Here is a 13293-nt window from a genome sequence, read left to right on the forward strand (position 1 = left end):
ACGATCCTGGGATGTTGCGCCATTGTGACCAGCGGCCGTCAGGGGACGGCCGGAGCCGTCGCCGGGAGGTTGTACCAGCCCCGGGGCCGTTTGCTCTACAGAGGGATTTGGTCACATGGCGAGTACCGAGAGCGGATTTCCGATCGAACCCGTCTACGGGCCGGGCGACCTGACGGGGTGGGATCCGGAGGTCAAACTGGGTGAACCAGGGGCGTATCCGTACACGCGAGGGGTCTACCCGACGATGTACACCGGCAAGCCGTGGACGATGCGGCAGTACGCCGGGTTCGGGACGGCGGCCGAATCCAACGCCCGGTACCGGCAGCTCATCGAGGGCGGCGGCACCGGGCTGTCGGTCGCCTTCGACCTGCCGACGCAGATGGGGCACGACTCCGACGCGCCGCTCGCGCACGGCGAGGTCGGCAAGGTCGGCGTCGCGATCGACTCGGTCGAGGACATGCGGGTGCTGTTCGACGGGATCCCGCTCGACCGGGTCTCCACGTCCATGACGATCAACGCCCCGGCGGCGCTGCTGCTCCTCATGTACCAGCTGGTCGCCGAGGAGCACGGGATCGCGGGCGGGCAGCTGACCGGGACCGTCCAGAACGACGTGCTCAAGGAGTACATCGCGCGGGGCACGTACATCTTCCCGCCCGGGCCCTCGCTCCGGCTGACGGCCGACACCTTCCGGTACTGCAAGGCCGAGATCCCCCGCTGGAACACCATCTCCATCTCCGGCTACCACATGGCCGAGGCCGGGGCCTCGCCCGCGCAGGAGATCGCCTTCACGCTGGCGGACGGGATCGCCTACGTACGGACGGCGCTGGCCGCCGGGATGGAGGTCGACGCATTCGCGCCGCGCCTCTCCTTCTTCTTCGTCGCCCGCACCGCGCTGCTGGAGGAGGTCGCGAAGTTCCGGGCCGCCCGGCGGATCTGGGCCCGGGTCATGCGGGAGGAGTTCGGCGCGCGGGACCCGAAGTCGCTGATGCTGCGCTTCCACACCCAGACGGCCGGGGTGCAGCTGACGGCGCAGCAGCCGGAGCTGAATCTCGTACGGGTGGCCGTGCAGGCACTGGGGGCGGTGCTGGGCGGCACGCAGTCGCTGCACACCAACTCCTTCGACGAGGCGATCGCGCTGCCGACGGAGAAATCGGCGCGGCTGGCGCTGCGGACGCAGCAGGTGCTGGCGTACGAGACGGACGTGCCGCACACCGTCGACCCCTTCGCCGGGTCGTACGCGGTGGAGCGGATGACGGACGAGGTCGAGGAGGCGGCACTCGCGCTGATGCGGCGGGTCGAGGACCTGGGCGGGGCGGTGGCCGCGATCGAGGCCGGCTTCCAGAAGGGGGAGATCGAGCGGAACGCGTACCGCATCGCGCAGGAGACGGACGGCGGCGAGCGCGTGGTGGTCGGGGTCAACCGCTTCACGCTGGAGCAGGAGGAGCGGTACGAGCCGCTCCGCGTCGACCCGGCGATCGAGAACCGCCAGCGCGAGGCGCTCGCCGCGCTGCGCGCGAGCCGTGACGCCGAGGCGGTGTCGACGGCTCTGGCCGCGCTCCGCGAAGCGGCGGCGGGCACGGCGAACGTCCTCTACCCGATGAAGGAGGCCCTGCGCGCCCGCGCCACGGTGGGCGAGGTCTGCAACGCCCTCCGGGAGGTGTGGGGGACGTACGAGCCGGTGGATTCCACATGGTGACGTATCTAATGTGAAACGCCGGCCGCGACAGGAGCAACCCTATGGGACACTCCTGCCCATGCTGGGTGTCATCGATCTGCCGACCTACCTCGTCGGGCTCATACTGATCATTTTGTTGCCGGGGCCGAACTCGCTGTACGTGCTGTCCGTCGCCGCGCGCCGCGGGGTGCGGACCGGATACAAGGCCGCCGCCGGGGTGTTCACCGGGCCTGGAGCAGCGCCCCCGCCCCGGCGGCGGCGAGCGACATCAGCACGGCGTCCCTGATCAGCAGCGCCCGCCGGTACGGCCGCTCCCCCTCGCCGCCCTCCGCCCCGGCCTCGGCCGGCGCCTGGGCCGGGGCTTCGGCCCGCTCGGCCCGCGAGCGCCACAGCGCCCAGGCACCGCGCATCATCCCGACGGCGAGCCAGGTCAGGTACCCGGCGCCGAACAGTTTGACGATGCCGAAGCCGCAAGCGGCTCTCGGCCGGGGCCACCTCGGCGGCGGGCGTGCTCTTCCTCGGCTTCGCAGCCAAGCTCGCCGTCAGCTAGCCCGGACGTGTGTTTGGAGCATGGGATCCGGGCGAAACTTCCCATATGGGTGTTCCATAGCTGATTCATGCGCAAAGGGTGTCCCTTGAACCGTTGTCAGCAGCGTGGAAAGGGACATCCGTGACCGACAGCAATGCCGTGAAGGCCAGGAAGGCCGCCGGGTCGATCGGGCTCGTGACTCCGATGGGCAGGAGGGCGGCCCCGCAGGCGCCCCGGGCCGACGAGGAGTGGCAGCTGCCGCACGGCAGCGCCCGGGTGTACTACGGGCAGGGCAAGCAGGGCGTGGTCCGGCCGGTCGTCCTGGCCGACGGGTTCAACCTCGGGCCGACCGACTTCGACTGGCTCTGGGACGGGCTGGAGAACGGCCGATTCCCCTTCATCAGCCGGCTGCGGGCCCAGGGGCGCACCCTGATCCTCGTCGGGTTCAAGGAGCGCAGCGAGTCGATCCTGCGCAACGCCGAGACGGTGACCGCCGCGCTCATGCGGACCATCTCCGAGCAGCTGGACGACACCCGGCTGCTCGTCGGCGGGTTCAGCATGGGCGGCATGGTCGCCCGGTACGCGCTGGCGAAGATGGAAATGCAGCGCATGGACCACCGGACCGGCGTCTACCTGTCGTTCGACACCCCGCACCGGGGGGCGTGGGTACCGATCGGGCTGCAGGCGTTCGCGCACTACCTCGCCGAGGTCGACGACACGTACCTGCGGCAGATCGGCAGCCCGGCCGCGCAGCAGATGCTCTGGCGGTACGTGGACGGCGTGAACGGCTCGCCGAAGGTGAGCCCGATGCGGACGGAGTTCAACGAGCAGCTCCGCAAGGTCGGCTGGTGGCCGCGCATCCCGCGCCTGCTCGGGGTGTCCAGCGGACGCGGTGACGGCGTGGGCAACGGCGTCGGGGCCGAGGAGAAGACGCTGAGCTGCTCCGGGCCGCTCTTCGACGGCACGTACTTCCTCGCTCAGTCGCAGGGGGACCCGGCGGAGGTGGCCGTGCTGAACGGCGTCCTGGGCGGGCCGCACACGATCACCACGCGCGGCTTCCCCGAACTGGACGGCGCGCCGGGCGGAACGCTCGAATCGTTCGGCATCCTCGGTGACACGCTCTCCTCCTTCGGCGAGGCCGTCGACATGGTCCACCGGACCGTGTGCTTCGTGCCGTCCGTCAGCGCGGTCGCCATCCGCGACCTGGACCGGCAGGAGGACCTGTACGCCCACATCGACAGCATGCCCCCGGACGAGTCCGAGCTCGACGACTACATGCTCTCCGGGAAGAACGACCCGCACGCGATCATGACGGCCGAGATCGGAGAGTGGGTCCTCGACCGGCTGCCCGACTGAGCTGCCCGACTGAGCTGCCCACGGGGTGTCCGCGTCCTTCGGGGCGCCGGTCGCCGCGAGCACGACGTCACCGTCATCAAGAGCGCGCCACGGTCAGCCGCCGGATCCGGCGGACCGCGCGGCGCACGGCCCGGCTGCGCGGCAGGAACGCCAGCCGGGCCGGGATGCCGCCCGGCAGCCCGAGCGCGGTCAGCCGGCGGCGCTTGAAGTAGCGCCAGGTGCGGTCGTCCAGATGCCCGGCCAGATAGCGTTCGGCGTCCGCGCGGCGCGGAGCCAGGATCTGCGGCTGCATGGTGAACCCGACGGCCGTGAGCAGCCCGGCCAGCCCGTCCCGGACCCGGTCGGGGCCGGGCGCGGTCCAGCCGGCGACGGCCCCGGCGTCCGTGAGGGCGGGGAGCAGGGCGTCGACCACGGTCAGCGGGATCCGGTTGCTGTTCTGGTACGGGGCGAGGCGGGCCAGTACGGCCTCGGTCCCGGTGCGCGCGACCGGCAGCCCGTACAGGGTGGCGGCGGTCAGCAGTCCGGTGGAGAAACAGCCGGCGACCAGGGCGGGGCGCAGCCGCTGGTAGAGGGTCTCGGCCAGGACCGGGGTGGCCACGACGGTGAGGCGGGCGCCGAGCCGCTCGGCCTCGGCCTCGGCGCGGCGGGAGTACTCGGCGGGGGCGCTGGGGTGGGGCTTGAAGACGAGCTCCCGGTGGCCGAGGGCGTGCGCGCCCCGGACCATCGCCACGTGCAGGTCCTCCTCCTCCTGCGGGGAGAGGAGTTCGAGGGCGGAGAGGTACTGGCCCAGCAGCAGCGCCGGAGCCTCGCCGACCCCGTCCAACTCAGGCCCGCCCGAGGGGAGTTCGGCGAGCACCTTCAGGAACTCCGGGGTCGGGACCAGCTCCGGCCGTACGTCGAACTCGGTGAGCAGCAGCGGTTCCAGACCCGGCACCAGGTCCAGGTGGAGGACGCGGCGCACGCGCATGCCGAGCTGCGGGTCCAGGCGGAAGCGGGTGGGTCCGTAGCTCATCAGCCCGTCGGCGTAGACGTCGACGGCGGCGCCGGGGAAGAGCGTGCACAGGGTCCGGGCGGGCGGGACCTGGATCGACTCCACGATGAGCTCGACGCGGTCCTCGCCCAGTCCCCAGATCGCCCGCAGCTGCCGTTCCCACAGGGGGACGTCCTCGGGGCGCGGGGCCCAGGCGCTGGGGTGCTGCGGGGCGATCGCGGCGTTCCAGTCGAGCACCTCGTCGAAGCGGGTGCGCAGCGCGGCGAAGCCCGGCATGTCGGCGAGGCCGGGGGAGACCTCGGCGGTGAGGGCGTGGTTGCTGGTGAGCAGGATGCGGCGGCCGGCCGGCGGGAAGCTGCCCGCGTCGATGCCGGCGGCGAGCGTGGCCGTGCCGTAGAGCGTGGAGGCGAGGAAGATCTGGGTGCACGCGGTGCTCTGAGTGGCCATCAGGCAGCGGCTCCCGCTCGGGCGGGGCGGCGGCGGAGGCGGCCCAGCAGGCCGGAGCGGCCGGCGTCCATCGCGTTCAGGGCCTGGTCCAGCACGTTCTGCGGCATGCGTCCGAGAGCGTCCGTGCTCATCGAACGGAGTTTCTTGGCCATGGCCGGTTCGAACCTTTCGATGGACCCGATATGGTGCGCGATAATTGCACAATATGTTCGGACGGCTTTCGGAAGCAGAAGATCGGCATCGGGATCTCCGGTCGTATCCGCCAGGACCTGGTCGAATGCCCGAATGAAATCGAGCTGACGCTCGTCCTTGATCTGCGTCAACGAGGTCGAGACGCCGCGCCGGTAGAAGATCCCGGGCAGCCCGATCGCAGCGAACGACCTGGCCTCCCGGTGCAGCCGCCAGATCCACGGCCGGTCCTCCGCCGTCCGCAGCCCGTCCGTGAAGTGCAGCAACCCGCGGTCCAGCAGCCGCCGGTGGTACATGCCGGCCCAGGCGTACGGGTAGTCGACCGAGGTGGCCCGGGAGGCGGGCAGGATCCCGGCGCGCGGATCGCCGACGACCAGCTGCGGACCGTACGGAACGCGCTGCACCGAACGGGTCCGGCCGGTCACCTGGACATGGTCGTTGCGGACGAAATCGCAGCTCAGAGCCTCAATGGTGGCCAGTGTGCGAGCCAGGTGGCCGGGTGCCAGCCAGTCGTCGCCGTCCAGGAAGGCGAGGTACTCGCCGCGGGCCGCGTCCAGGCCGGTGTTCCGGGCGGTGGCCAGACCGCCGTTCCGGTCGTGTCTGAGGTGCACCGCCCCGGGCAGCTCGCGCGCCGCCCGCTCGAGGAGTTCGGGCGTCCCGTCCGTCGAACAGTCGTCGACGAGCAGGAACTCGAAATCGTCCCGGGCGTTGAGTTCGAGGCTTTTCAGGGCATCCGGCGCGTATGCCTGCACGTTGTAGAACGGCACGACAACAGAGAGCTTGAGCACCCGCGAGACATTAAGGCGCCGTCCGGCATTCACCATGGCCCGTGTGCGGATTCCATGTGAACGACGCAGGGCGGGCGAGTTAACCAGTGCGGTTTCGCATTCCGTCGACGGGTTGTTAACCCGCTGTTGTGCGCTCGTTGGGCCGATCACCGAAATTGCGGAATAGCTTCTGCCGGGTGCCAGCCAGCAATCGCGCCGCCACTCGTACTCATACTCGTACTGCCCTTCGAGTCGCCGTACTCGCCGATTCCGATACGCGATGGAAATGGGGCGCACTCACCGCCCGCCGCCTCACGTCGGCACCGCACCTCACCGGATACCTGCTCCGCGGCCGGGCCACCCCCACCGCGCGCCAGCTCGGCGAGGTGGGAGTCCGCGCCGACCGGCTCTCCGAGGTGACCTGCGCACAGTTCCTCGCGGAGCTCGAACGCGAGCGGTACGACGTCGTCGTCCTCGCCCTCGTCGGCGGGGCCGTCCAGGCCGTCCTGCACGGGGTCCGCGCGCTGTGGCCCGAGCCGGCCGCCCGCCCCGTCCTCGTCACCGGGTACGTGGGCGTCGTATACGAGAAGCTCGCCGACGGGCTGCTGCTGCGGCACGGGGCCGACCTCGTCCTCGCCAACTCCCGGCACGACGCGGGACGCTTCCGCGCGGTGTACGAGGGCGTCGGCGCGGACACCGGCGCCGTCACGGAGACGGCGCTGCCGTTCCTGGACGGAGCCGCCCACGAGCGGGCCGGGAGCCCCGCACACACCGTGGTCTTCGCCGTCCAGCCGTCCGTCCCCGAGAGCCGCGCCGACCGCGCGTACCTGCTGGAGCGGGCGGCCCGGCACGCCCGGCTGCACCCGGAGCGCGAGGTGCTGATCAAGCTGCGCAGCCGGCCCGGGGAGCACACCACACACCTCGAGGAGCAGCCGTACCAGCGGCTCGCCGAGCGGATTCCCGGCGGACTGCCCGCCAACTGCCGGCTGGTGTACGGGAACATGGGCGAGGTCCTGGACGGCACGGACCTGCTGGTCACGGTGTCCTCCACGGCAGCCCTGGAGTCCCTGCACCGCGGGATCCCGACGGCGGTCCTCACCGACCTCGGCATCCGCGAGGCGCTCGGCAACCACCACTTCCTCGGCTCGGGCTGCCTGGCGTCCTGGGACCAGCTCGACGCCGGCCTGCTGCCGCAGGGCGACCCGGACTGGCTGGCCGGCCAGGGCGTGAGCGGCGCCGACGACTCCTTCGCCGCCGCCCGCGCCCGGCTCGGCGAACTGCTGGGACTCGGCGTGCTCCCGGCCGTCGCCCCCTACTACACGCAGGTCACCGCGCCCGGGTACCTGCCCGGGATCCTGGCCCGGCACCACCTCGCCCCCGACGGGACCCCGCTGCCCGGCGCCGTCCGGGAGAGCGGCGCCGAGTCCCGGCTGCGCCGCTGGCTCCGCTCGCACCTGCGCGAGGCCGCCCGCGGGGCGTACCGCCACGGCGTCCAGCGCGTGGCTCCGATGATCCGCCGGATGGGGGAGCTGTGAGCCCCGCGGCGCGTCCCCGGGTCCTGGCCGTGATCCCGGCCCGGGGCGGATCCAAGGGGGTCCCGGGGAAGAACCTCGCCAAGGTGGCCGGAGTCCCGCTCGTCGTCCGGGCCGTCCGGGCCTGCCGGGGCGCGGCCACCGTCACCGACGTCGTCGTCTCCACCGACGCCGAGCCCATCGCCGCCGCCGCCCGCACCGCCGGGGCCGATGCGATCCGCCGGCCCGCGGCGATCTCCGGGGACAGCGCGAGCAGCGAAGCCGCCGTGCTGCACGCGCTCGACGCCTTCGAGGAACTGCACTCCCTCACCGTGGACGTCGTCCTCCTCGTCCAGTGCACCAGCCCCTTCCTGACCTCCTCCGACGTCGAATCGGTCGCCGCCGCCGTCGCATCCGGCACGGCCGACTCGGCCCTGACCGTCGCCCCCTTCCACGGCTTCCTCTGGCGGGAGGCGGCCGACGGCGCCGGGAACGGCGTCAACCACGACAAGGCCGTACGCCCCCGCCGCCAGGACCGCCCCCGGGACCTGCTGGAGACCGGCGCCGCCTACGCCATGGACGCCGCCGGCTTCCGCACCTCCCGGCACCGCTTCTTCGGGCGCACCCTCCCCGTCGCCACCGACCCCGCACGGGTCCTGGAGATCGACGACCCGCACGACCTGGCCCGCGCCCGCCTCCTCGCCCCCCTGTTCACACCCCCTCCGCGCCCCCACGCACCGAACGAAGGGCCACACCTGCCATGACCGTCGCCACCCCCAGCTCCCGCCTGCGCACCTTCGGCTCGCGCACCGCCGGCCCCGGCCGCCCCGTCTACGTCGTCGGCGAGATCGGCATCAACCACAACGGCGACCTCGGCAACGCGTTCGCCCTCGTCGACGCCGCCGCCGAGGCGGGCTGCGACGCCGTGAAGTTCCAAAAGCGCACCCCGGAGATCTGCACCCCGCGCGACCAGTGGGACATCGAGCGCGACACCCCCTGGGGCCGGATGACGTACATCGACTACCGCCACCGCGTGGAGTTCGGCGAGGCCGAGTACCGCTCCATCGACGAGCACTGCGCCAAGCGCGGCATCGACTGGTTCGCCTCCCCGTGGGACACCGAGGCCGTCGCCTTCCTGGAGAAGTTCGACGTCCCCGCCCACAAGGTGGCCTCCGCCTCCCTCACCGACGACGAGCTGCTGCGCGCCCTGCGCGCCACCGGCCGCACCGTCGTCCTCTCCACCGGCATGTCCACCCCGAAGCAGATCCGGCACGCGGTGGAGGTGCTCGGCAGCGACAACATCCTGCTCTGCCACGCCACTTCGACGTACCCGGCCAAGGCGGAGGAGCTCAACCTGCGGGTGATCAACACCCTCCAGGAGGAGTACCCCAACGTCCCGATCGGCTACTCGGGCCACGAGACGGGCCTGCAGACCACCCTCGCGGCTGTCGCCCTCGGCGCCACCTTCGTCGAGCGGCACATCACCCTCGACCGCGCCATGTGGGGCTCCGACCAGGCCGCCTCCGTGGAGCCGGGCGGGCTGGCCCGCCTGGTCCGCGACATCCGCACCATCGAGACCGCCCTCGGCGACGGCGTCAAGCGCGTCTACGACTCCGAGCTCGGCCCCATGAAGAAGCTCCGCCGGTTCCAGGGCGAACTCGCCTCGGTCTGACCCGCGGTCCGTCCGGTGTCCGGCCGGTACGGCGCTCCGCCCCGCCCCTGACGAGGAGTACGTGGTGACCCCCTCAGCCTCCACCCTGGCTTTCGTCGAGAGTCCGGTCCAGCTCCTGAACGTGCTGGAGTGGGCGTACGCCGAAACCGCGTCCACACCAGGCGGTGACGCCCTGCTGGCCGGCGTCCCCCGCCAACCGGGCCCTCTCGCCTCCCGTCCCCCGCGCCTGTCGCCGGACGCGGACCGCGGCGAGGCGGCCGCTCCGGGCAGCGGGCCGGCCGCGGGAGCCTCTCCCCGCCCGGACCTCCGTCCGTCCCCCGGGCCCGGCCCGGACGCCGCCGGAGCCGCCGCGCGGGACCGGTCCGCGAGCGCGGCGTCCTGGCTGCGGATCGTCGTACTGCCCCCCACCGACCCCATGTCCCGCGGCCAGCTGCGCCGGATGGCGGGGCTGGCGCGGGACGAGGGGTACGCGGTCGCCTGGCAGGAGGCCCGCGGCGGCAGGCTCGCCCCGTTCAAGGCGCTCGCCGCCCTCGCCCGGGACGTGCGCGCGGCCCGCCGGATCGTCGTCGGCGACCCCTTCTCCCGGTACGTGCAGCTGCTGCTCACCCTCGTACGGGCCGAGGAGCTCGTGGTGGTCGACGACGGCACCGCCACCATGGAGTTCGTCGCCCAGACCGCCCGCGGCGAGCGCCTCGTACGCTGGCACCGCGTCGGCGGCGGAGGCCTGCCCGGCCGGATCCGCGAGCTCGCGTACGCGCCGGTCTCGGCCACCGCCCGGCGCCGCTTCACCCCGGCCGCGGGCAAGGGGCGCCGCGTCGAGGTGTTCAGCTCGATGCCCGTCACCGTCCACGGCGCGATGACGCTGCGGGTCAACGAGTTCGCCTGGACCCGCTCCCGGTTCGGCCCGCCGCGCCTGACCAAGGGCACCGACCTCGTCGGTACCTCGCTCGTGGAGACCGGCGTGGTCGACCCGGCCCGCTACCTGGACGCCGTACGCGCCCTGACCCTGGAGTACGGCGCCACCCGCTACTTCGCGCACCGCCGGGAGTCCCCGGAGAAGCTGCGCACGCTCAGCGAGGCGACCGGGCTCGAGATCGTCCGTCCGGACCTGCCGCTGGAGCTGATCGCCCGGCGCGGACCCGTCGGCCGTACGGTCGTCAGCTTTCCGTCCACGGTCGTCCACACCCTGCCGTACGCGCTGACCGGTACCGGTGTGACCGTCGCCGTATGCGAAGTCGACCCGGCCTGGCTCGCCGGCTCCGCCTCGCCGCGGGCCCGCAGCTTCCTCGCCGGGGTCACCGAGACCGCCCGCGATGTGCGCAGACTGCCTGCCCAGACGGCCTCCGCGGCCGGATGAGCGCGCGAGTTTACCCCCGGGTGCATCCGGTCATGCGTCCAGAGGTCTGGTTTTTTTCCCCTAACGGCATGAACTTTTGGTGATCTCCGGCCAGTTGAGCCATTCGTGCGCCTACCCTTCAACGGGTGAACCAGTTGATGTCCCGCGAGTCCCAGACCGCCCTGCCCGGCACGCCCGACCAGCCCGAGCTGCCCGGCAAGCTTCCGGACCACCTGCGTGCCGAACTGATCGCCTTCCGCCGGGACTTGCACATGCACCCCGAGCTAGGACACCAGGAGTTCCGCACCACGGCGGCGATCAAGGCCCGGCTGGAGAAATCCGGCCTGTGCCCCCGCGTGCTGAAGTCCGGAACCGGCCTGATCTGTGACGTGGGCACCTGGGACGGGGGCCGGCCGATGCTGGCCCTGCGCGCGGACATCGACGCCCTGCCCATTCCGGACGCCAAGACCCACGTCGCGTACCGCTCGACCTTCCCCGACCGCGCCCATGCCTGCGGCCACGACGTGCACACCGCGGTCGTCCTCGGCGCCGGCCTGGTCCTCGCCGACCTCGACCGGCAGGGCCTGCTGCCCCGCCCCGTACGGCTGCTGTTCCAGCCCGCCGAGGAGGTGCTCCCCGGCGGAGCCACCGACGCCATCGAGTCCGGCGTCCTGGACGGCGTGGGCAGGATCATCGCGGTGCACTGCGACCCGCGGGTCGACGCCGGGAAGATCGGACTGCGGACCGGGGCCATCACGTCCGCCTGCGACCGCCTGGAGATCACGCTGGCGGGCCCCGGCGGGCACACCGCCCGCCCGCACCTGACCACCGACCTGGTGACGGCCGCCGCCCGGGTCGCCGTCGACCTGCCGGCCGTGCTGTCCCGCCGGATGGACGCCCGCTCGGGCATGTCGATCACCTGGGGCCGGATCGAGGCCGGGCACGCCTGCAACGTGATCCCGATGCACGCCGAGCTGTCCGGAACCATCCGCTGCCTGGACATCAACGCCTGGCACGGGGCACCCGACCAGATCCACGCCGCGATCGACGAGATCGCCGGGATGCACAGGGCCCATTCGGAGATCACTTACGTGCGCGGGGTGCCGCCGGTGGTCAACGACCCGGTGGTCACCGAGCTGCTGCGCGAGTCGATGACGGCCCGGCTCGGCAAGGAGTCGGTCGAGGACACCGAGCAGAGCCTCGGCGGCGAGGACTTCTCCTGGTACCTCGAGCACGTGCCCGGAGCCATGGCGCGGCTCGGCGTGCACACCCCGGGCGCGAGCGCCAAGCGGGACCTGCACCGGGGCGACTTCGACGTGGACGAGTCCGCGATCGGAGTCGGGGTGGAGTTCTTCACGGCCGCCGCACTGCTCGACGGGCGGCATTCGAGGCCGATCGGGTAAAAATTAGTACAACATCTGAGCGCCTCCCGTCACACCTGTCCAGCCCTTGGTACACAAGGGCTGGGCTCGTAAGCAGTTACCAATCGGTCACTGTCCGATTCGCGACGATCCGATAACGACTCATGAACGGCCCTTTAACTGACATCTACGCGCGTTACGATCGCCGCGAAACCAGCGCCGGTCGTGGCGCTTCGGTCAGGTTTTGAAGGAGCCTCCCCTTGCGCCGGATCACCAGGATCGCCACCGTGGGCATCGCGTCCGCGGCGCTGGCCCTCTCGGCCACCGCCTGTGGCGGAAAGAAGTCGTCGGAGACCTCGTCCTCCCCCTCGGAGTCGGGTTCCGCGAAGTCCGCTGCCATCGCCTATGACATCGGCGGTCGCGGTGACCAGTCCTTCAACGACGCCGCGTACGCGGGTCTGGAGAAGGCCAAGAACGAACTCAAGGTCAAGACCGCGGAGGCCGAGCCCACCGAGGGCGAGAGCGAGGCCGACAAGGTCCAGCGCCTCACCGAGCTTGCGCGCAAGGGCAACAACCCGGTCATCGGCGTCGGCTTCTCCTACGCCCCGGCCATCAAGAAGGTCGCCCCGAAGTTCCCGAACACCACGTTCGGCATCATCGACGACACCTCGGTGACCGACAAGAACATCGCGAACCTGGTCTTCAGCGAGGAGCAGGGCTCCTACTTGGCCGGCGTCGCCGCCGCCAAGGCCTCCAAGACCGGCACGGTCGGCTTCATCGGCGGTGTCGAGGTTCCGCTGATCAAGAAGTTCGAGGCGGGCTTCACCCAGGGCGTCAAGGACACCAACCCGAACGCCAAGGTGCTGTCGACCTACCTGACCCAGCCGCCGGACTTCTCCGGCTTCGCCAAGCCCGACCTGGGCAAGGCCGCCGCCAAGGGCCAGCTCGACAACGGCGCCGACGTGATCTACTCCGCCGCCGGTCTCGCCGGCTCCGGCGCGATCGAGGCCACGGCCAACGCGGGCAAGTGGGCCATCGGCGTCGACTCGGACCAGTACAACCAGGCCGGCCTGTCGAAGTACAAGGAGCACATCCTGACCTCGGTCATGAAGGATGTCGCCGGTGCGGTCTACAACGAGATCAAGTCGGTCAGCGAGGGCAAGCCCGCGACCGGTGAGATCCGCTACGGCCTGGACACGAACGGTGTCGGCCTGGCCGACTCCAACCCCGAGTACAAGAAGATGGCCGACCTCATCGCCGCTGTGGACAAGGCGAAGGCCGACATCATCGCGAAGAAGATCACCGTCAAGACCGCGCCGTAAGGCATCATCTGACGTGCAGTGATTGGTCTCCGGGGTCCGGGAAGCGGTCTCTACCGCTCCCGGGCCCCGAGCCGCGTTTCGTGAACCTTGTGGCCAGTTGGCCGCAAGTTTTCACTTTCGACAGTGCTACGCGCGTA

The 13293-nt window shown here is 71.5% G+C and carries 9 protein-coding genes and 3 pseudogenes; 9 read left to right on the forward strand and 3 right to left on the reverse strand.

The features are described from left to right. Window positions 1-115 precede the first annotated feature (115 nt). Both AB0I68_RS14860 and AB0I68_RS14865 read left to right on the forward strand, forming a co-directional pair. A complete protein-coding gene (locus AB0I68_RS14860; RefSeq protein WP_363177668.1) occupies window positions 116-1696 on the forward strand; it encodes a methylmalonyl-CoA mutase family protein in 1581 nt (526 codons plus the stop codon). Between the two features lie 58 nt (window positions 1697-1754). Further along, window positions 1755-1904: pseudogene (locus tag AB0I68_RS14865) on the forward strand (leucine efflux protein LeuE); the annotation flags it as partial. A 55-nt stretch (window positions 1905-1959) separates the two neighbouring features. On the opposite strand, the pseudogene AB0I68_RS14870 reads toward AB0I68_RS14865, so the two are convergent. Further along, window positions 1960-2142: pseudogene (locus AB0I68_RS14870) on the reverse strand (leucine efflux protein LeuE); the annotation flags it as partial. Between the two features lie 203 nt (window positions 2143-2345). Here AB0I68_RS14870 and AB0I68_RS14875 point away from each other — a divergent pair. Beyond that, on the forward strand, window positions 2346-3560 hold the full coding sequence (locus AB0I68_RS14875) for a hypothetical protein (protein ID WP_363177669.1): 1215 nt from the start codon (window positions 2346-2348) through the stop codon (window positions 3558-3560). 76 nt (window positions 3561-3636) lie between these two features. Here AB0I68_RS14875 and AB0I68_RS14880 read toward each other — a convergent pair whose 3' ends face one another. Then, on the reverse strand, window positions 3637-4998 hold the full coding sequence (locus AB0I68_RS14880; protein WP_363177670.1) for a polysialyltransferase family glycosyltransferase: 1362 nt from the start codon (window positions 4996-4998) through the stop codon (window positions 3637-3639). Further along, entirely contained in the window at window positions 4998-5975 is a 978-nt protein-coding gene (locus AB0I68_RS14885; protein ID WP_363177671.1) for a glycosyltransferase family 2 protein, read from the reverse strand. Before AB0I68_RS14885 ends, AB0I68_RS14880 begins: the two co-directional genes overlap by 1 nt. Window positions 5976-6151: 176 nt before the next feature. Between AB0I68_RS14885 and AB0I68_RS14890 the strand changes: the two genes are divergently transcribed. From AB0I68_RS14890 to AB0I68_RS14915, 6 genes and pseudogenes are all read left to right on the forward strand, one after another. Further along, window positions 6152-7489, forward strand: a complete 1338-nt coding sequence (locus AB0I68_RS14890) for a DUF6716 putative glycosyltransferase (RefSeq protein WP_363177672.1) — start codon at window positions 6152-6154, stop codon at window positions 7487-7489. Further along, window positions 7486-8178, forward strand: a pseudogene (locus tag AB0I68_RS14895) (acylneuraminate cytidylyltransferase family protein); the annotation flags it as partial. The gene AB0I68_RS14890 and the pseudogene AB0I68_RS14895, both read left to right, overlap by 4 nt. 47 nt (window positions 8179-8225) lie before the next feature. Next, window positions 8226-9137, forward strand: coding sequence for an N-acetylneuraminate synthase family protein (locus AB0I68_RS14900; protein ID WP_363177673.1), 912 nt, complete (start codon window positions 8226-8228; stop codon window positions 9135-9137). Between the two features lie 64 nt (window positions 9138-9201). Further along, window positions 9202-10494 carry a hypothetical protein gene (locus tag AB0I68_RS14905; protein ID WP_363177674.1) on the forward strand — a complete coding sequence of 431 codons (1293 nt, stop codon included), beginning with the start codon at window positions 9202-9204 and terminating at the stop codon, window positions 10492-10494. Between the two features lie 137 nt (window positions 10495-10631). Continuing rightward, window positions 10632-11876, forward strand: a complete 1245-nt coding sequence (locus tag AB0I68_RS14910) for an amidohydrolase (protein ID WP_363177777.1) — start codon at window positions 10632-10634, stop codon at window positions 11874-11876. Between the two features lie 218 nt (window positions 11877-12094). After that, window positions 12095-13156, forward strand: a complete 1062-nt coding sequence (locus AB0I68_RS14915; protein WP_363177675.1) for a BMP family ABC transporter substrate-binding protein — start codon at window positions 12095-12097, stop codon at window positions 13154-13156. Window positions 13157-13293: the final 137 nt, after the last annotated feature.

It is taken from the genome of Streptomyces sp. NPDC050448, assembly GCF_040655295.1.
In the GTDB taxonomy this organism is placed as follows: Bacteria; Actinomycetota; Actinomycetes; order Streptomycetales; family Streptomycetaceae; genus Streptomyces.

Coding starts and splice junctions, on each gene's coding strand:
- AB0I68_RS14860 (WP_363177668.1), top strand. CDS start 116: ATGGCGAGTACCGAGAGCGGATTTCCGATCGAACCCGTCTACGGGCCG.
- AB0I68_RS14880 (WP_363177670.1), bottom strand. CDS start 4,998: ATGGCCACTCAGAGCACCGCGTGCACCCAGATCTTCCTCGCCTCCACG.
- AB0I68_RS14900 (WP_363177673.1), top strand. CDS start 8,226: ATGACCGTCGCCACCCCCAGCTCCCGCCTGCGCACCTTCGGCTCGCGC.
- AB0I68_RS14910 (WP_363177777.1), top strand. CDS start 10,632: ATGTCCCGCGAGTCCCAGACCGCCCTGCCCGGCACGCCCGACCAGCCC.